Origin of the sequence: Pseudomonas sp. ICMP 8385, from assembly GCF_002699915.1 — a bacterium.
Classification (GTDB): Bacteria; Pseudomonadota; Gammaproteobacteria; order Pseudomonadales; family Pseudomonadaceae; genus Aquipseudomonas; species Aquipseudomonas gessardii.
Map to the genome: position 1 here is coordinate 1 of NZ_LKBY01000100.1, position 18,150 is coordinate 18,150.

General features: G+C 49.9%; 18 protein-coding genes. 4 read left to right on the plus strand and 14 right to left on the minus strand.

The annotated features are described in order from the left end of the window. Positions 1-120 precede the first annotated feature (120 nt). From AO268_RS14915 to AO268_RS14930, 4 genes are all read left to right on the plus strand, one after another. Complete coding sequence (locus tag AO268_RS14915) at positions 121-984, plus strand: SGNH hydrolase domain-containing protein (protein WP_099169101.1); 864 nt, start codon at positions 121-123, stop codon at positions 982-984. A gap of 274 nt (positions 985-1,258) precedes the next feature. Next, the gene (eat, locus tag AO268_RS14920; RefSeq protein ID WP_099169103.1) at positions 1,259-2,623 is read left to right on the plus strand and encodes an ethanolamine permease; all 1,365 of its coding nucleotides are present in this window, start codon (positions 1,259-1,261) and stop codon (positions 2,621-2,623) included. A 111-nt stretch (positions 2,624-2,734) separates the two neighbouring features. Then, on the plus strand, positions 2,735-2,902 hold the full coding sequence (locus AO268_RS14925; RefSeq protein ID WP_003172675.1) for a DUF2897 family protein: 168 nt from the start codon (positions 2,735-2,737) through the stop codon (positions 2,900-2,902). A 134-nt stretch (positions 2,903-3,036) separates the two neighbouring features. Further along, on the plus strand, positions 3,037-3,627 hold the full coding sequence (locus AO268_RS14930; RefSeq protein ID WP_099169105.1) for a TetR/AcrR family transcriptional regulator: 591 nt from the start codon (positions 3,037-3,039) through the stop codon (positions 3,625-3,627). Between the two features lie 17 nt (positions 3,628-3,644). Here the strand turns inward: AO268_RS14930 and AO268_RS14935 are convergent, their stop codons facing one another. From AO268_RS14935 to rfbA, 14 genes are all read right to left on the minus strand, one after another. Continuing rightward, on the minus strand, positions 3,645-3,980 hold the full coding sequence (locus AO268_RS14935; protein WP_099169107.1) for a ComEA family DNA-binding protein: 336 nt from the start codon (positions 3,978-3,980) through the stop codon (positions 3,645-3,647). A gap of 466 nt (positions 3,981-4,446) precedes the next feature. Then, on the minus strand, positions 4,447-4,929 hold the full coding sequence (locus tag AO268_RS14940; protein ID WP_099169108.1) for an acyltransferase: 483 nt from the start codon (positions 4,927-4,929) through the stop codon (positions 4,447-4,449). A gap of 498 nt (positions 4,930-5,427) precedes the next feature. After that, positions 5,428-7,422 carry a polysaccharide biosynthesis protein gene (locus AO268_RS14945; RefSeq protein ID WP_099169109.1) on the minus strand — a complete coding sequence of 665 codons (1,995 nt, stop codon included), beginning with the start codon at positions 7,420-7,422 and terminating at the stop codon, positions 5,428-5,430. 193 nt (positions 7,423-7,615) lie between these two features. Continuing rightward, positions 7,616-8,626, minus strand: coding sequence for an MraY family glycosyltransferase (locus AO268_RS14950; RefSeq protein WP_099169110.1), 1,011 nt, complete (start codon positions 8,624-8,626; stop codon positions 7,616-7,618). After that, entirely contained in the window at positions 8,623-9,591 is a 969-nt protein-coding gene (locus tag AO268_RS14955; protein WP_099169111.1) for a UDP-glucose 4-epimerase family protein, read from the minus strand. Before AO268_RS14955 ends, AO268_RS14950 begins: the two co-directional genes overlap by 4 nt. Beyond that, positions 9,588-10,499 (minus strand): glycosyltransferase, encoded by a 912-nt coding sequence (locus tag AO268_RS14960; protein WP_099169112.1) that lies wholly within the window; start codon positions 10,497-10,499, stop codon positions 9,588-9,590. Before AO268_RS14960 ends, AO268_RS14955 begins: the two co-directional genes overlap by 4 nt. 63 nt (positions 10,500-10,562) lie before the next feature. After that, positions 10,563-11,483 (minus strand): glycosyltransferase, encoded by a 921-nt coding sequence (locus AO268_RS14965; RefSeq protein WP_169901164.1) that lies wholly within the window; start codon positions 11,481-11,483, stop codon positions 10,563-10,565. Positions 11,484-11,519: 36 nt separating this feature from the next. Next, positions 11,520-12,512, minus strand: coding sequence for an EpsG family protein (locus AO268_RS14970; protein WP_169901163.1), 993 nt, complete (start codon positions 12,510-12,512; stop codon positions 11,520-11,522). Then, positions 12,509-13,444 carry a glycosyltransferase family 2 protein gene (locus AO268_RS14975; protein ID WP_099169115.1) on the minus strand — a complete coding sequence of 312 codons (936 nt, stop codon included), beginning with the start codon at positions 13,442-13,444 and terminating at the stop codon, positions 12,509-12,511. The genes AO268_RS14970 and AO268_RS14975 overlap by 4 nt, the downstream gene beginning before the upstream one ends. 10 nt (positions 13,445-13,454) lie before the next feature. Continuing rightward, complete coding sequence (locus AO268_RS14980; RefSeq protein ID WP_099169116.1) at positions 13,455-14,732, minus strand: O-antigen translocase; 1,278 nt, start codon at positions 14,730-14,732, stop codon at positions 13,455-13,457. Further along, positions 14,732-15,853, minus strand: a complete 1,122-nt coding sequence (locus tag AO268_RS14985; protein WP_099169117.1) for a DegT/DnrJ/EryC1/StrS family aminotransferase — start codon at positions 15,851-15,853, stop codon at positions 14,732-14,734. The genes AO268_RS14980 and AO268_RS14985 overlap by 1 nt, the downstream gene beginning before the upstream one ends. A 97-nt stretch (positions 15,854-15,950) precedes the next feature. Next, positions 15,951-16,355 carry a sugar 3,4-ketoisomerase gene (locus AO268_RS14990; RefSeq protein ID WP_099169118.1) on the minus strand — a complete coding sequence of 135 codons (405 nt, stop codon included), beginning with the start codon at positions 16,353-16,355 and terminating at the stop codon, positions 15,951-15,953. Further along, the gene (gene rfbC, locus AO268_RS14995) at positions 16,352-16,918 is read right to left on the minus strand and encodes a dTDP-4-dehydrorhamnose 3,5-epimerase (protein WP_099169119.1); all 567 of its coding nucleotides are present in this window, start codon (positions 16,916-16,918) and stop codon (positions 16,352-16,354) included. Before rfbC ends, AO268_RS14990 begins: the two co-directional genes overlap by 4 nt. Next, positions 16,915-17,808 (minus strand): glucose-1-phosphate thymidylyltransferase RfbA, encoded by an 894-nt coding sequence (rfbA, locus tag AO268_RS15000; protein WP_099169120.1) that lies wholly within the window; start codon positions 17,806-17,808, stop codon positions 16,915-16,917. The genes rfbC and rfbA overlap by 4 nt, the downstream gene beginning before the upstream one ends. Between the last annotated feature and the right edge of the window lie 342 nt (positions 17,809-18,150).

The window sequence follows — 18,150 nt, forward strand, 5'->3', positions numbered from 1 at the left end:
CTCGTCGAATTGATTGTTTTTTGATCATTTGGCGAGTTTAAAAGTTGCGCTAGGTGGTATGCCGGGGAAATACATGGCTACTTCAGACCATCCCTAGTGATTGGTGCATGTGCTAGTACGGTGTTCGTAAAGCAAGGGTTTGAATCAAGAGTCAGCAAGATCGCGGCACAAGCTGATATCGAGCGTACTAACAAGAACCCCGCAAGCAAAACGTGCTTCATAGAAAGCGGAGTTGACTCACCCAAGTGTATATTCGGAAAAAAAGACGCCCCTGTCAGCGTTATTGTGATGGGCGACAGCCACTCTGATGCTGTCGTCAGCGCGGTGGTTGAGGCAGCAGGACCAGAAAAGTCAACACTGTACCTGGGCTATATCAGTTGCATGACAATACCGGGTATGAAATTGCAAGGGATGCCTTCCAGTTACCAATGCGGTGACTTTGTCAGAAAAGAAATTGAAGAACTCAAGACAACCCTGCCTGGTGTACCACTGGTGGTGATAAATAGATCTTCCGTCTATGTCTTTGGGCACAACGAATACCAAGACAGAACGAGGGGCCCACTAATGTACTTCAACGAGCCTGGGGTCTTGGATGCAACCTATAAAGAGGATTTCAGAAAGCGCTATGTATCTGCCATGTGTGAGATCGCCAAGAACCGCCCTGTATATGTAACAAAGCCGATCCCCGAAATGATAAAAAACGTCCCGACAACCATTGCGCGCAATGAGGTGCGCTTCGGAAAAAGCCAGGATATAACCCTCCCGCTGAGTGAGTACAAATCACGAAACCAGTTCGTGGTTTCCGTCATGGAGGACGCTGCCAAATCATGCGGAATCCAGCTTCTCGACCCCGAGCCCGAATTATGCGATTCGCAGCTTTGTTACGGATCAATAAATGGCAAGCCACTCTACTGGGATGACAACCATATGAGCGAATCAGGAAACAAAAAGCTAGTCCCCATATTCCAAAGCATTTGGAATTAAGGACAAGACGATGAAAAGGGCGCATTGCCCAAGAAGGCAATGCGCAACATCTGATACCCCCTGGGGAATTTAATCAGGACTGTTTCTCAGCCCAACACGGAGCAAGCCCGCTCGCCTCCGAACGATATTGCCCTAGACTGGTGCGTGCAATCTCCCATTCAAACGCCAAATCATCCTCGTGGTGATAGCCACAACGCTTTAGGACAGCCTTTCCCGAGCTGGCATGGCCGCTGCAATGCCCTGAAACATTCCAAACCGTTCAGGGAGCAGCACAATGAACACACAACTCAAGCCCACCTTGGGCACCTTGCACCTGTGGGGCATCGCCGTGGGGCTGGTGATCTCCGGCGAGTACTTTGGCTGGAGCTATGGCTGGGGCGTGGCCGGGACACTGGGCTTTTTGGTGACGTCATTGATGGTCGCCGCCATGTACACCTGCTTCATCTTCAGCTTCACCGAACTGACCACCGCGATTCCCCATGCAGGCGGGCCGTTTGCCTACAGCCGCCGGGCGTTCGGCGAGAAAGGTGGGTTGGTTGCCGGGCTGGCGACCTTGATCGAATTCGTCTTCGCGCCCCCAGCCATCGCTTTGGCCATTGGCGCGTACCTGAATGTGCAATTCCCGGCACTCGACCCGAAACACGCGGCGGTCGGAGCTTACTTCGTGTTCATGGGCTTGAATATTCTGGGGGTGAAATTGGCCGCGACCTTTGAATTAGTGGTGTGTGTGCTGGCCGTGGCCGAGTTGCTGGTGTTTATGGGCGTGGTGGCACCGGCGTTTAGTTTCAGCAACTTCGCCCTCAACGGCTGGGCAGGCGCCGACACCTTTGGCGCGCCGGCGGTTGCCGGGATCTTTGCGGCGATCCCTTTCGCCATCTGGTTCTTCCTCGCCATCGAAGGCGCCGCCATGGCCGCCGAAGAAGCCAAGGACCCCAAGCGCACGATTCCCAAGGCCTATATCAGCGGCATCCTGACCCTGGTATTTTTGGCCATGGGCGTGATGTTCTTTGCTGGCGGCGTGGGCGACTGGCGCACCCTGTCGAACATCAACGACCCCTTGCCCCAGGCAATGAAAACCGTGGTGGGCGAAAGCTCCGGCTGGCTGCATATGCTGGTGTGGATCGGCCTGTTCGGCCTGGTCGCCAGCTTCCACGGTATCATCCTTGGCTACTCGCGCCAGTTCTTCGCCCTGGCCCGAGCCGGCTACCTGCCCTCCTCCCTGGCCAAACTGTCACGCTTCCAGACACCCCACCGGGCCATCCTCGCCGGCGGCGTGGTGGGCATCGCCGCCATCTACAGCGATGGCCTGATCAACCTTGGCGGCATGACCCTGACCGCCGCGATGATCACCATGGCCGTGTTCGGCGCCATCGTCATGTACATCATGAGCATGCTCAGCCTGTTCAAGCTGCGTAAGAGCGAACCGCTGCTGGAACGCACCTTCCGCGCGCCGGGCTACCCCATCGTGCCAGCCATTGCGTTGATCCTGGCGCTGGTGTGCCTGGTGGCCATGGCGTGGTTCAACCCCCTGATCGGCCTGATCTTCCTCGGGTTCATGGCCGCAGGCTTCATCTACTTCCAACTGACCGCCCAAGACCGCGCCGATGCACCGGCAGATGCAATGTTGACCGGGCTCTAAACCCGCGCGGCAGAACGGGCCTACAATGGAACGACTGACGAACGCCGTCACTCAAAGCTGATAGTGCCGTGGGGAATGTTCCCCATGGCAGTCGGCCTCAAGGAGAGCCCTATGCCCTGGTATGCCTGGTTGATCATGGTAGTCGCCATCGGTTCGATCGTTGGTGGCTTGATGATGCTGCGTGACAGCGCCAACAAAGTGGAACTGACCGACGAACAACGCAAACGCGTGGCCGAGCGCAATGCTCAGGCCGACGCCAAGGATGCGCAGGATCGCTGAAGCCAACGCCCCGTGCTGACCGTCATCGGCAGCACGCCAGGCGAACCGATCCAGATTTGAGCAAATTTGTAATCGGCCCGAGAAACCTCCCCGAACCTTGGTTAATATGGCGCGATGTTTCAGAGGGCCCTCTTATGCGCTACTCGCACAATCACAAAGCTCAAACCCACCAGCGCATCATTAAAGAGGCATCGGTGCGATTTCGCCGCGACGGCATCGGCGCCACCGGCCTGCAGCCCCTGATGAAAGCCCTGAACCTGACCCATGGCGGGTTCTACGCCCACTTCAAATCCAAGGACGAACTGGTGGAAAAGGCCCTGCAAGCGGCCTCCGCCGAACTGGACGCGCATTGCGCGATGCTCTTCAGCCAGGAGCGACCGCTGGAAGCCTTTATCGACAGCTACTTGTCAAAGTGGCATCACACCTCCCCCGACCAAGGCTGCCCGCTGCCCACTATGTCCTCGGAACTGGGGCAACGTGGGCAACAAAGCCCCACCACCGACACCGTCCTCGACGCCCGCCTCAAGCAAATCGAAACAGCCTTGGGCAGCCCCAATGCTGACGAGCAGAGCCTGGTGATGATGTCGACACTGGTAGGCGCATTGGTGCTAGCGCGCAGTGTCGAAAACCCGGAGCTGGCGGCACGCATACTCGACGTCGTGCGGCAAAGCCTGAAAACCGAGGTCAATACCGCCACTGCCAACGCAAAAAAGGCCGGTCAATGACCGGCCTCCTGCCCTGATTACTTGACCTCCAGCCTGTCGCGATTCTTCTCCAGCAGCGACTTGCCAATCCCCTTCACCTCCAGCAACTCATCCACCGCCGTGAACGATCCATTGGACTCGCGATAAGCGATGATCGCCTTGGCCTTGGCGGCGCCAATGCCGAACAGATCACGGCGCAGGGTTTCAGCGTCTGCTGCATTGAGGTTGATTTTTGGGGCCGACTGTTCGCTTTTATCTACCTGGGCCGCTACCGGTACTGGCGCTTCGGGCTTGGCCGATGGGGCGGCCATGGCCATGACGGACAGGCTGGTGAGAACGGCAAAAAGCAGGGAGGAAAAAACGGATTTACGCATTAGAGACGCTCCATGACATCAGTGGGAAAAGCAGCTTTGCGAAGCTGCTTTTCAAACTTAGGTGATGTGGGGAAGGTGTCAAAAATGGAGGTATTGCAAAGTGTAAGCCGCGATAGCTTCGGCTGTCCCAACCGACAAGTGACTGCGACAACCTCCGATTTCGCCTATAGATAGAACTTTTCGTCTTAGACGTAGGATGTACTTCAATAATTTGCGCGATAGACATCCATTTTTTCGCCCACCCTCATTTCGGGCGTATTTCGGGATAACCGAACTATTTTTCGCCCAGAAGAAAACCTGGGCTGCGACCAATGGCTAATAACGGTTAAGTGCCCGAAGAAAAGTTTTCGGGCAGTTGCAGAGTCTGGACTCCTCAGGAACGCCATACTACACAAGGGCTTCAGCTTGATGCGTTAATCGAATAAACATCCATAGCTTCTATTCTGGCACTTAGACAAGCTATAAATTACTGTAGCCGAGAGTCTTTCACCGGGCCGATTACTTTTGCTGGGCAGCCTGCGACCACACAGTTGTCTGGAACATCCTTCGTTACCACAGCTCCGGCAGCCACCATGGCATTCATACCTATAGTGATCCCTGGCAAGATCGTGCAATTTGCCCCAAGTGATGCGCCTCGCAGAACTTTCGTTCGTAGGAATACTTCGGGGTACACCTTGCTGCGGGGATAGAAGTCATTCGTAAATGTGGCATTTGGGCCTACAAAAACGTCATCTCCAAGCTCAACCCCATCCCAAAGTTGAACGCCGCACTTCACAGTCACCCGATCGCCAACCGCCACGTCGTTTTCAATAAAAACGTGATCGCAGATGTTGCAGTCTTTTCCAATAACGGCACCGGGAAGGACATGCGAAAAAGCCCATACCTTAGTCCCATCCCCTATATTTACTGACTCGCAAAGGGCCATCGCATGGACAAAAAATTTGCTCATCGTTGTCTACTCCATTAATGGTTGATTAGCCTAATCTTACCTCATGAAACACGCATGCCCTACTTCGCTCTGAGTCAAACCTTAACGTTAAGACGAAGGCGCCCGCTTAAAAATACGCGGGCTATCATCCTTAATACTGGAGTTCGGAAGGTGACATCCCCCAGCCGCTTACCGCATATCAGGGTAAAAAATTATATGACTTGGTACAACATCGACCATCGTCAGATGCCGAGTCTGCTTAGTAACAGCGGCTCAACCTCACGAGAGAACGACCAGAAAATATTGGCTCGTCGCGATACGATTTATAGACAGGCGAGAGAAAAAGGCCAGAACAATGGTCACGTAAGACCCATAACTGGAGGAGCCCCATCGAGAAGATGTTTCTGAACCCTGAAAGGGGAACAGACAGTAGTTGTACAAGTCGCGTAACACGACGGTGAACGCGACAACCACCTTGAAAAACGCCAATTCCCGGCAATATTGACCTGCTTGTGGGCCTCAAGGCTCCAGGCGACGCTGCTGATAGATCCAGTCCACGATCTCACCATCCGGAGCATATCCACTGACCGTATCGCGTAGCAGCTGACGGACCCTGCTGTAGTCGTCCGCATCAACCGCTGCGAGTAGTTCTGTCAGCTTCCCTTTAAGTATCTCCCAATCCAGATGATCCTCATTGGCACTCATGATCATCGGATGCTGGGTGGCCACGACGTTGTCGCCAATCAGCAGCTCCTCGTAGAGTTTTTCACCGGGGCGCAGCCCAGTGAACTCGATTGAGATATCACCATGTGGGTTTTTCTCCGAGCGAACACTCAGGCCGGACAGGTGAATCATCTTCTCGGCCAGTTCGACGATTCTCACCGGTTCGCCCATATCGAGCACGAACACATCCCCACCCTGCCCCATCGAGCCTGCCTGGATCACCAACTGGGCCGCTTCAGGAATAGTCATGAAGTAACGCGTGATCTTGGGGTGAGTGACAGTCAGCGGACCACCCGATTTGATCTGTTTGTGAAACAACGGAATAACCGAGCCAGACGAGCCCAATACATTGCCAAAGCGGACCATGGTGAAACGGGTTTTGTTGACGCGGGAAATGTTGGTCTTGTCGCCAAACAATACCGGTGCCAACTCACGACTCAACGCCTGCAACGTCAACTCGGCCAAACGCTTGGTACTGCCCATGACATTGGTCGGGCGCACAGCTTTGTCTGTGGAGATCAGCACAAAGTTGGAGACCCCCGCCTGAAGCGCCGCCTGGGCGGTATTCAGGGTACCAATGACATTGTTCAAGACACCCTCGGCAATGTTGTGCTCAACCATCGGCACATGCTTATAGGCTGCCGCGTGGTAAACCGTATCAACATGCCAGGCCTTCATCATGTCAAGCAATTTGGCCTGGTTGCGCACCGAACCAAGGATCGGTAGCAAGCGCACAGGCAGCGACTCACGGTTGATACGCTGCTCAAGCTCGGACAGGATGCTATAAAGGTTGAATTCACTGTGCTCGAACAACAACAAGGTAGTAGGACGCAATGTCAGGATCTGCCGGCAAAGCTCTGAACCAATAGAACCACCCGCCCCCGTCACCAGGACACTCTGCCCCTTGATGCAATGCTCCAGCAGGTCGCCCTGGGCAGGCACGGCATCACGCCCGAGCAAGTCGGCAATGTCCACTTCCTGAATGTCATCAACCTTCACCCGGCCACTGGCAAGGTCCATGAAACCCGGCACGCTGCGTACATGCAGCGGAAATCCTTCCAACAGGCCAAGAATCTCGCGACGCCGGGCACGATTGGACGACGGAATGGCCAACAGAATTTCCTGGGCCCCGGTGGTATCGATCATCTGTTGAATGTGCTTGGGCTTGAACACCTGGAGGCCAGAGATGACGCGATCGGAAATGCTGCTGTCGTCATCGATAAACGCCACCGGACGCATGACCCGCCCCATGCGAAGCGCCGCCACCAGTTGATTGCCGGCAGCACCTGCGCCGTAGATTGCAACCTTGGTCAGGCCATCATCGCGACTGGTAAACGGTACATGCTGGGCTGCTGCAAACCAATCACCCAGAAAGTACTGACGCATGGCTAGGCGCAAACCACCAATCATGATCAGGCTGAGCCACCAGTAGTTGAACACGATAGAGCGTGGCACCACATTTTCGTGGTTGCTGTACCAATAGACGACAACCCCCAAGATCAACGCCGACAGGCTGACCGCCTTGATGATAGCGATGAGCGCATCGTTACCGAAGTACCGCATTACGGCGCGGTACATGCCAAAACGGATAAACAGCGGGATCGAAACAATTGGCGCGCTGATGAACAGCCATGAATGCAACACGATGGGATTGACCAATTCATCGATCCCCAGACGAACAACAAACGCCATCCAGAGGGCGAGCCAGACCAGTACGATGTCGGCGATGACCTGGAGGATGCGCTTTTGCCTGCGTGGGAGGTTCAGCAGGAATGTTCGTAATTTATCCATGTTTTTCTGACGACCTTACTACTCACAATTAAATTAAAACTTTCAACGACCAACGTATATCTGGTGCTTCTGCGAACGACAAGCCGTTCAGATTACAACTAGAGCTTGTCGTTCCATCCAAGACGCTCCCTGATCATACAGGTTACGCCCGGATAGAAGAAAAAAGCAGTCAATACCGCCCTTATCCAGACATCTACTCAGGCATACCTGCCTTGTATTTTACTGCCAACAACAGCAGCGGCACATAAGCGATTACTACGCCCAGAGCACCATCCAGCCCCAGTAACGTAACGCAGAGAGCCAGAGGGAAAAGCCAGACAACGTTGATAACACCAATCGACACCGTTACAGGGAGGTGCTTTCCAAACTGGCGAGAGGCAAATTGGTACGCATGGCTACGATGGGCCTCATAGACCTTGTCCCCACGGGTCAGCCGCCGTCCCAAGGTGAAGGTAGCGTCTACTATAAAAACTCCCAGCATGATCAACCAAGCGAAAAAAAACTCACTGCCGACCCAAGCTGCCTGTATCGAAAAGCCACCTAGGACAATGCCGAGAAACCCACTCCCCGCATCCCCCATGAAAATTCGAGCAGGTGGGAAGTTCCAATATAAGAATCCTGCAACTGCCATGACCAGTAAAAGAGGCGCCCATATCAATGCCTCATGACCACTAAAAAAATAAATAAGCGACAAGCCAACGCATGCACAAATAGCCTCCAGACTAGCGATGCCATCTATCCCGTCCATGAAATTATAAAGATTCAACATCCAAACTAAGTAAAGTACACCAAGCAAATTACCAAACAATCCAAGACTAAGAGAAAAGCCAAAAACCGTGATTGGGGGCAACCCTTGCATCCAATAAAGTACCCACACGGCGGCAATAAAATGCCCCAACAGCCTCCAACGCGCGGCTATATGACCGTGATCGTCCATAAAGCCAATCACCGCGATCAGTAGGCCTGATCCCAAGAGCGCGACGCTCTCAGCAATCGACACCAGTTGCAAGAGTGACAGTATGAACAGCGAGAGTGCGAACGTAAGTACAATTGCTACTCCCCCTCCTCGGGGCGTTGGTACCGTATGAGAGCTACGTGCATTAGGAACATCAATAATGCTACGACGCAGCGCGTATTGACGCAGCGCAGCTGTCAGTAACAGGGACACAAGCGCGACAAAGGGAAAGATGTACCAATACGTCATTGAGTTTGCTCACCAAGGTAATGTTGCGCGGTTGCGTCGAGACCCTCGTCAAGGGTGACGATTGGCGCCCAGCCCAATAGTTGCTGGCATTTTGTAATATCCACTTGCAGCGAACCACACAGTCGCTGGGAGAGAGCCTTACGCCCCAATATCGTCGCTCCTAGCACCAACAACCACTCAGGAACCGGGATGAGCCTAGCAGGTGAACCCATAGATTTGCCTAAACGAATTAACAATTGAGTGGTGGATACATCCTCACCATCGCTGATCAAAAACGTCTGGTGGGCAGCAGCAGGATGGGACACGCAGGTCAAGATAAAACTGACCAGATTATCTAACGCCACAAGACTTCGTTGGTTAGTAATAGCACCAAATGGCAATGGAACGCCCTTTTTCAACCACTTCATCATATTCGCAAAATTGGCCTTGACGCCCGGACCGTAAACCAGCACTGGACGAACAATGACCACTTCAAGACCTGTTTGCGCGGCAAGCTCTCTAAGTGCATCCTCGGCCTCCATTTTAGAGACACCATACGGATCAACGGGTGAAGGAATATCGGTTTCACTGTATGGCCTGCCGAGAGCGGTTTGCTCACCATTGACCTTTACAGAGCTGACGAAGACAAAACGCTTCACCCCTGCGGCGACAGCGCTACGGGCCAATTGCAACGTGTAGCCTACATTGACTCTGCGAAACGCTTCGAGAGGATCAGATTCCGTATCATTCATAACATGCACACGTGATGCTAGATGAACAACAACGTCAACACCCTGCAGCGCCGGGCCCTCTACTGTCACTGCAGAGAAATCGGGGAGTACCGCGTAATCAACACCTGTGACCAAAACGTCGGGCATACGGCGGACAAGAGCGCGTACGTTGTAATCTGAATGGCCCTGTAAGTGTTGGATCAGTTGACGCCCGACGAAGCCACTACTACCGGTGATCAATAACTGGGTTTTCATTTCTTCTGCCTCAACACCACCAACACCAAACACAATCCACTGAACACCAGTTTATCTCGGGGGCGTCTGCGACACTTAGACGCATTGGCCGCCAGACAGAGCAGCCCCCAGCGCCCCAGTCCAATCCAGCGTCGCACAAAAGGGTCGTTCACCACTCCGACCATGCTGGCAATCAGCGCGGCCTGATTTAGCCACCAGCCATCAAAAACCTGAGACAACCGTTTTTTAAATGCTTTGGCACCACTATTAACACCGACCTGATTACCTCCATGCTGGCGATAACGCATGTAAGGCTGGGCATCAATCACCCATTTAAAGCCACATGAACGACTGTAAGCGTAACAATACCAGTCATGCAGGGTGACATTTTGCACCTGCCCAAAGCGACTATTGATATCTCGTTGAAGCTGAGCAAACAGAGGCAGAGAAAAGACATACGTACATCCGGGCCCGGCCGCTTCGAACAAATGATCATATGCTACCTGTGGCTGCGACTTCACGATGATCGACTCACGACCATCAGGCCAAAACGCTGTGACATTCCCAGAGTAACCGTCAGAATCTTTCTCAAGCATGAACTTGGTCGCACTGATTAGCTTGTTTGGCAACCAAATATCATCCTGATCAGCGAATGAAAAGTAATCAAAATCATCAGTTGGCGCTTCGTTGATCAAACGAAAGAAATTTCGGGCCGCGCCCCCAAATCTCTCTCCGTGGGCCAGGCATTTGACCCTCGAATCACGAAGACACAACTGGTCGACCCAACTCTCGGTGCCATCATCAGAGCGATCTACACTGATCAGTAATGAAACAGAGACCGCCTCCTGCCCCAGGATCGAATCGACCTGTTCAGAGATCCAACGCATACCGTTATAAGCTGCGAGTAAAACCAAGATCCGTGGTTGCATAACTCTCTACCTTTAATACCTAACCCACGTACAGGCACGAGGGAACTCAATCACAGTTGAATATTATCGCAGCGGGCCCAGTTTTTTCTGCCAACCATGGAGCGCCCCACGCAACATCATCTTCAAAGACTGGATTTTGTTTTTGTCGATCAATAGGTTCGCAAAGAAACGCAAGACCAATGCCAATAATAGGCGCTTTTTCCAGCAGGTGGGCGTATGGCTCATCCGGCACACCGCAACTGTGGCACGAAAGAAGAAGTATCGGCGCACCGGGGAGTATCGAAGAAAACTCAAGCCAAAAACCTTGACTGGTGGTGCATCGGACAAAGCATGCCCCATCTCTACGTTCAGGCAACCATAAAGCGTATACCCTTGATCTCTAACCCGAAAACACCACTCAGAGTCGGTAAAATCTACAAACAGACCTTCGTTGTATTGGTCACCTTCAATCCAGGCTTGTGTACTGATGTACATCCCTGAAGTAATCAAAATATCAACCTTTACTAAACCATGCTCATCGTCAGAATGGAACACTGGCTTAATAACGTTATTAGTAGATTGGTAAAATGGAAAGTTAATCCTCTTTCCGTCCCGACGATCAAAAAAAGCCGGACTGACGGCAATGCAACGTGAGTCTTTTAATTTGGCTTGAGCCATTGCCGCGCCTAGGTTCGCAATCAACTCAGGTTCAGCGTGACTGTCCTGGTCAAAAGTAACTACATAGTCCATACCAGCATTAACCGCTAACTCGAAGCCCTTATTTAACGCTGCCCCAAGGCCCTTATTCCCCTCCATATCCATATAAACGAGGGACTGCCGCTCGCTGGGGGCGCCCATCAGCACTTTCGATGCGCCTCCATTATCGAGAAAAATCAACATATCCACTTGCGAACCAAGCGAAATTAGCAGCTTGTCCAGGACGTCTATTTCCGGCATATAGCCGACTACTACCGCAGCAACTTTAGCCACTTCCACCTCTAACATACAACTCATTTATAGCTAAAATAGGAGGTCGACTCCTTAGCCAGCCCATGAAATCGCGTCCAAGTTGATTAGAGGACTTTCCCCTAAATAACTGATATTCGTAAAAACGTAGCCCAACGCAAAAACGGTCAATAACTTATAAAGCCAACTGAATCGCAGATGCGCAAGGGATAAAGCCAACAAGGCAAAAAAGAGTGAAATATCCGCAACCCTGATAGCAGCAGCCGGCATTCTCCCCATTGCTAGATAAAACGACAATAAAGCCAATGAATAATATGCAAGACTCTTCGCCAAAGGCTGTTTGCAAAACTGAATATAGACAAATGTGAATACTATAAATAAGTTTTTCAAAGAAAGTGGATTAAAATCTTCTTGGTATACATCAGCTGCATACTGGTGATAATAGGGCGCATACTCAAGCCCTAAAAAAACCACCAAAGCTATTCCTATAACAATAGGATACTTCAAGGATCCGAAAAACCGTTGAACAACCCACAGTACGACAACCAAAAAACTAACGTTATGTAAAAGCACAGAAAATAAAAAGTAGAAAATCGAACTAATTTTTCGATTTTCAAGAAGAGCCAAGGTAACCACAGCTACTGCTGCCGCATTGCGAACCTGCGTAAGCTCCCAGACAGGAAAAAAAACAAGAAAGTAAACCAATCCAAAAAATAACCCTTCACGCACACGATGATGACTTCCTACCCTTTGGAAAAACTTAAATTTTGCATATAATGCAATAAAGGCATATATATAAAGCACCCCAACAAAACCAATTCCAACGCAATCAAAAAAAAGTGAAATTAGTTGATAGCCAATTTCAACCCTAGGCGGATCACCCTCAAGGATACGGTCGTAGTACTCTAAGTAGGTCTGATAATCGTAGTCCAAACCCATGGGGCGCAATGCAATCAACAATGAGGCCGTTGCAACAAAAAAAAACGCAACAATAGCACCTGGAGTTGCCCTCCTCCAGCGCCCCCCAAAATAAAATCGATGCCCCGACTCATTGAGTGATAGTTTCAACCGAAAACTCTCCGCATCAACTTGCTTGAAAACCGCAAAAAAAATCCGAAAATGTAGGAGATAAGATAATATACAAAATATACCTTAGCACCGATTGAAACCCCCTTAAAGAGACCGAGGCCATCGGCAGTACGACCTAATCGAACAGCCCCTAAAAAATGCATTGCAAGCACTTTCCCCAGAGCCCTCGAATAAAGTCCAGCAGGCGCCAAAAAGCCCAACATTTGGTTGATTATAAAAAACTGCCGAGATATATTTTTATGGACATTAGCATCATGCTGCCTGTACTTTACTACTACTTGCTTCGACGCATACAAAAAATCCCGATTCAGTAGAGGGAACTTAGTAAACATTTTTATAAACATTGAGTAATCGTCTAAAATAATACGCCGATCCCATCCACCTACTTCATTTAAACCAGCACGTCTAAAGACAGTTGATTGTAGGAGAATGGGCTGGGGATAATTCAAGTACAGTGCATTTACCCGCGAAGAAGCGCTCATAGAAAAAAATTCTTCATGCAACTTATTATAAACAGGTTTTTTTACTTCAGGGAAGTCGCTAGTAAAGCTCACTCCAGCACCAATGCAAAACATAGCAGAGGGCTGATTTTTCAGCTGTTGGACACATGCCACAACCCCCTCAGAACAAAGAATATCATCTGAGGCGACAAAGTAAACGAATTCAGTGTTCGCCATTTCAAGTCCAAGATTCAAAGACGAAACAACACCGCCATTTTTTTTAACCAAAAAATCAACATTTTTAGGACTTTTTTCTTGAATAAACTGCTCGATTTTTAGTTTGGTTGAGTCAGTGGACCCATCATCAATAATGATAATTTTTGTTCCCGGCAGATCAACCGAACAGGCGGCCTCAAGCCCCTCAATGATATATTTTTCATGATTATAGGCAGGAATAATAATAGTCAACATCTAATACACCTTATTTAACTACAGAGGACGAAGTGCTGCTCATTTTTCTAAAATAGACTGCCACGCATGTGATCATAACAACCCAATAAAGTGCATAATTCACTGCATAAGCTAATACCACACCTTCCAAGCCTATTTGACGCACAAAACACCAAGAAAATAATACATAAGACGCAGAAAAAACAACCTCAGTAACTATGTAGGTCTTATACATCGCCTTACCCAAAAGTAAATAAGCAAGAATCCAACTACCAATTTTCAACGCGTCACCTACCATTTGCCAAGCAAATAGCTCACGCACCGGAGAAAAATCTATTGTGAACAATAAAAAAATTATCACGTCGCGCGAAAAATACATGGCGACACCTGCAAAAATAGCAACAGGAAGAATAATTTTGTAGCCTTGCTTTATTTCGAAAATCAACTCTTTCTTAGTGGTAATTTCCGACAGACGAGGTAAATAGTAAATACTCAGAGTAGTGGTCACCAATAGAAGATAGGCTGCGCTGAGTCTAAGCATCGCCTCCCAATATCCTGCCGCATCCCAGCCAAGCGTTGAAACAATATCATTCCGAATAAGCATCGTGCTAATGGGCATGCAAATAGCAGAGGTCAGTGCCATAGCAGTGAACTTCACCAAATTCAATGCAACCTTTCGATCGATAACACCAAAAAACAATCGAACTTTAAACCATACAGTTTTACGACAGAGTAAAAACGTGACCAAAAAACTCAACGATTGATATATCGCGAGAGCAGCAAGCGCACCATATAGCCCAAAGTAGATTGCCATTACAGAGGTAACCACTAATGAAAAAAGACTCCCCCCTATATTCGCAAATACATAGAGAACAATCTCTTTGCGACCATTCAACACTGCAAGCAACAAGGTATTGAAGCTAAAAAATATCAATGTAGCAGCAAAGCAAAGAAACACACCAGAGAACTCTGCATCCCCCAGAACCAACAACGCTAACTCATTACTAAATAACGCTATTAACAACGAAGCAATCGTTGCACCAACCAAAACAATAGTACCCGAGGTTCTCCACAGAGAATGTAGCCGGCGCTCATCTCCGGCATATTCTGCTGTATATTTAGTCACCCCATTATTAATGGCACCACTGGCAAATGTAGTCAGCATCTGCACGACATTTTGAAACTGGCCGATTGCTGCATAACCGCTTGGCCCGACGTAAACGGCCAACAATTTGTTCAACCCCAGTAAGGTCAACATTTTTATAGCAACGGCAATGCCATTCAAAAGACTGGTTTTAACAAGATTCATCAATATCGACCGAAACTATTGCAAGCCGAGACAATAGCCTGCGCCTCCACCATCGACAAGGTAGGGCCGATTGGCAAACTTAATATACATTGGTGTATACGCTCCGCAGCCGGATACGATTTTCCTGCAAGTTCTAAATATGCTTGTTGCTGATGAGGAGGGATTGGATAATGAATCAATGTTTGTATACCATGGTCCGACAAATGCTTCTGAAGCTCATCTCGCTGCTCGCACAATACCGTATATACATGCCAGACATGACTGGGGTTGCTTGACGCATCAAAATCTAACGTGACCGGCAAAGTAATGAGGGGGTTTATTATTGTCGTAGTATACAGCTGTGCGATCTCACGACGATAAGCGGTTTGCGCATCCAAATACTTAAGCTTAACCGATAGGCAAGCCGCTTGGATTTCATCAAGCCGACTATTCACACCGCGATAAGTATTCTTGTACTTTTCATACGATCCATAATTACCCAGTGCTCGAATTGTAGCGGCCAATTCATCATCATTGGTTGTCACGGCACCAGCATCACCTAGCGCACCAAGATTTTTTCCTGGATAGAAACTGAACCCCGATGCATCCCCCCAACTGCCAGCCTTTTTCCCATCAATATGGGCACCATGAGCCTGAGCAGAATCTTCCAGCACCAATAGGCTGTGTCGTTTAGCAATATCCACAATCTTAGGCATATCAGCCATTCGACCATAAAGATGAACAGGAAGAATTGCCTTGGTCTTCTTCGTGATAGCAGATTCAATTTTAGCTGGACAGAGATTCCGCGTGCCAGGGTCAGGCTCTACCAGTACAGGGACCAACCCATTCTCAGAAATGGCCAGAACACTTGCAATGTAAGTGTTGGAAGGAACAATAACTTCATCCCCTTCGCTCATGCAACCCAGCTCTTTCCACGCTCTGATAACCAATATCAAAGCGTCAAGGCCGTTAGCCACACCAATGCAATGTCGAGTGCCACAATAAGCCGCAAATTCGCGTTCAAAAATCTGGAGTTCCGTTCCGCCGATATACCAACCAGAGTCAACAACACGAGTACAAGCAGCAATCAACTCATCGCGGCAAAGGTTGTTTATATCTTTCAACTCTAAAAATTTTATCATTTAAAACTACCTGATCATTCCGGCCAAACAACAGACTAAAATCAACCTACCACGTTAGTGCGTAACCGTCATACACCCCATGACAACTGACAGAATATCAATACGATTTGGCCAGCGACTTAAAGTCAGAATAACTACGAATATAGTCTTGCTCATCGTAAAGCTCACTCGCCAAGACAAGCAGGACGCAATCCGGGCTGAAATGATGCATTTCACGCCAAATCATCTTTCTGATGAGAATCGCCTTGACAGGTGAATCCAGCCAAACCTCCTCCTGGCTAATCCCATCATCCAACTTCATAAGGCATCGGCCCGATATACAGACCGCAACCTGCATCAATTCCTTATGAGCATGAAAACCACGAGCAACGTCTTCCCGGGTTTGGGTAAGGTAATAAACACGTTTGATATCAAAAGGAATATTCTTGTTGTTCTCTAAGGCGATCAGTTGACCCCGCTCATCACCTCTCGACTCGATATCCAAAATTTCGATCAAACTCATTGCTGCGCCTCCAAAAACGCATCCAACCCAGGCGCACTATCGTCTTTTTCACTGACGAGGTAATCCCCAACATCAGGCCAATCAATGTTCAGTGCCGGGTCACTCCAATGAAGCGCGCCCTCCGACTCCTTAGCGTAGTAATCAGTGGTTTTGTACAGAAAATGAGTGTCGTCTTCTAGCGCGATAAAGCCATGCGCGAACCCTTCTGGGATCCAGAGCATATGGTTGTTGGTCGTATTCAGGTGCACACCGACCCATTTCAAATACGTGCTGGACTCAGGCCGAATATCCACCGCCACATCAAACGCAGCACCGCGTACCACACGCACCAGCTTGCCCTGGGCATGTGGTGCGCGCTGAAAGTGCAGCCCCCTTAGCACACCCTTTGCCGAGCAGGAATGATTGTCCTGGACAAACGCTCGCGGAATGGGCAGCTCGAGTTCTTTAAGTGCTGTATGAAACCGCGCCTCGTTAAAACTTTCCATAAACCAGCCACGATCATCGCCAAAAATCTTTGGCTCAATGATTACAACGTCAGGAATAGCAGTCTGAATCAGTTTCATGCCTTTGAGGCCTCTTCCAGAAGTTTCTGCAAGTACTGGCCATAGCCTGTCTTCTTCAATTTTTCCGCCTGGATACCCAGTTGCTTCGGAGTAATCCAGCCTTTGTGGAAGGCAATTTCTTCCAGGCACGCGACTTTCAGACCCTGACGGTGCTCAATGGTATGGACGAAATGGCTCGCCTCCAGGAGCGACTCGTGAGTACCAGTGTCCAGCCAGGCAAAACCACGGCCCAGCATCTCGACAGTTAATGACTTGTCGTCCAGATAGGCGCGGTTGACGTCAGTGATTTCAAGCTCGCCACGCGGTGATGGCTTGATGTTCTTGGCAATATCCACCACTCGGTTGTCGTAGAAGTACAAGCCTGTTACTGCGTAGTTAGACTTCGGCTTCGCTGGTTTTTCTTCGATGCTCAATGCCCGACCAGTGGCGTCGAACTCAACAACACCAAAACGCTCAGGATCTGATACGTGATAGCCAAAGACTGTCGCACCGGATGTCTGGGACATCGCGGAGCGCAAGTTATCGGAAAAGTGCTGGCCGTAGAAAATATTGTCACCAAGGATCAGGCAGCAAGGATCGTCACCAATAAACTCCTCGCCAATCAGGAAGGCCTGGGCCAAACCGTCCGGGCTGGGTTGCTCGGCATAGCTGAGCTGAATGCCGTACTGGCTGCCGTCTCCCAGGAGCTTTTTAAAGCAAGGCAGATCTTCAGGGGTAGAGATGATCAAAATTTCGCGCATGCCAGCCAGCATCAACACCGACAGCGGATAAAAAATCATCGGCTTGTCGAAAATAGGCAACATTTGCTTGGATACACCCAGTGTCAGCGGGTGCAGACGCGTCCCAGAGCCGCCAGCGAGGATGATGCCTTTGCGTTTGATGTCCGTCATTTCTGTAAAACTTCCTTAAATATCTGCATTACACCAGGCCAACACATGGGTAGGCGGGTGAAAAATAGCGCGTAGCTTCTCGGTATTGAGCCGCAATTTCAATGCCTGCGGCTAGCAATCCAGAGTCGCCAATATGAAAATTTAATCTTTTTGGGGTGGAGCCCTCACCTTCTGCTATCTCCTGCGCGACATAGATACCACTCTATGCCGGAAAATGACCACACAGGCTGGGCTGATCGACTCGCGTGATTATGATCCATCCGCCGCAGGTCGCTGCCGTTTTTTTACATGAATAAAACCCGCCGGTAAGGAAAACGGCCCAACAAATGCCAGCCACACCGG

Excerpts from the sequence above, each read along its gene's own strand:
- eat (WP_099169103.1), top strand. The coding sequence starts at position 1,259 with ATGAACACACAACTCAAGCCCACCTTGGGCACCTTGCACCTGTGGGGC.
- AO268_RS14925 (WP_003172675.1), top strand. The coding sequence starts at position 2,735 with ATGCCCTGGTATGCCTGGTTGATCATGGTAGTCGCCATCGGTTCGATC.
- AO268_RS14930 (WP_099169105.1), top strand. The coding sequence starts at position 3,037 with ATGCGCTACTCGCACAATCACAAAGCTCAAACCCACCAGCGCATCATT.
- AO268_RS14935 (WP_099169107.1), bottom strand. The coding sequence starts at position 3,980 with ATGCGTAAATCCGTTTTTTCCTCCCTGCTTTTTGCCGTTCTCACCAGC.
- AO268_RS14940 (WP_099169108.1), bottom strand. The coding sequence starts at position 4,929 with ATGAGCAAATTTTTTGTCCATGCGATGGCCCTTTGCGAGTCAGTAAAT.
- AO268_RS14945 (WP_099169109.1), bottom strand. The coding sequence starts at position 7,422 with ATGGATAAATTACGAACATTCCTGCTGAACCTCCCACGCAGGCAAAAG.
- AO268_RS14950 (WP_099169110.1), bottom strand. The coding sequence starts at position 8,626 with ATGACGTATTGGTACATCTTTCCCTTTGTCGCGCTTGTGTCCCTGTTA.
- AO268_RS14955 (WP_099169111.1), bottom strand. The coding sequence starts at position 9,591 with ATGAAAACCCAGTTATTGATCACCGGTAGTAGTGGCTTCGTCGGGCGT.
- AO268_RS14960 (WP_099169112.1), bottom strand. The coding sequence starts at position 10,499 with ATGCAACCACGGATCTTGGTTTTACTCGCAGCTTATAACGGTATGCGT.
- AO268_RS14965 (WP_169901164.1), bottom strand. The coding sequence starts at position 11,483 with ATGTTAGAGGTGGAAGTGGCTAAAGTTGCTGCGGTAGTAGTCGGCTAT.
- AO268_RS14975 (WP_099169115.1), bottom strand. The coding sequence starts at position 13,444 with ATGTTGACTATTATTATTCCTGCCTATAATCATGAAAAATATATCATT.
- AO268_RS14980 (WP_099169116.1), bottom strand. The coding sequence starts at position 14,732 with ATGAATCTTGTTAAAACCAGTCTTTTGAATGGCATTGCCGTTGCTATA.
- AO268_RS14985 (WP_099169117.1), bottom strand. The coding sequence starts at position 15,853 with ATGATAAAATTTTTAGAGTTGAAAGATATAAACAACCTTTGCCGCGAT.
- AO268_RS14990 (WP_099169118.1), bottom strand. The coding sequence starts at position 16,355 with ATGAGTTTGATCGAAATTTTGGATATCGAGTCGAGAGGTGATGAGCGG.
- rfbC (WP_099169119.1), bottom strand. The coding sequence starts at position 16,918 with ATGAAACTGATTCAGACTGCTATTCCTGACGTTGTAATCATTGAGCCA.
- rfbA (WP_099169120.1), bottom strand. The coding sequence starts at position 17,808 with ATGACGGACATCAAACGCAAAGGCATCATCCTCGCTGGCGGCTCTGGG.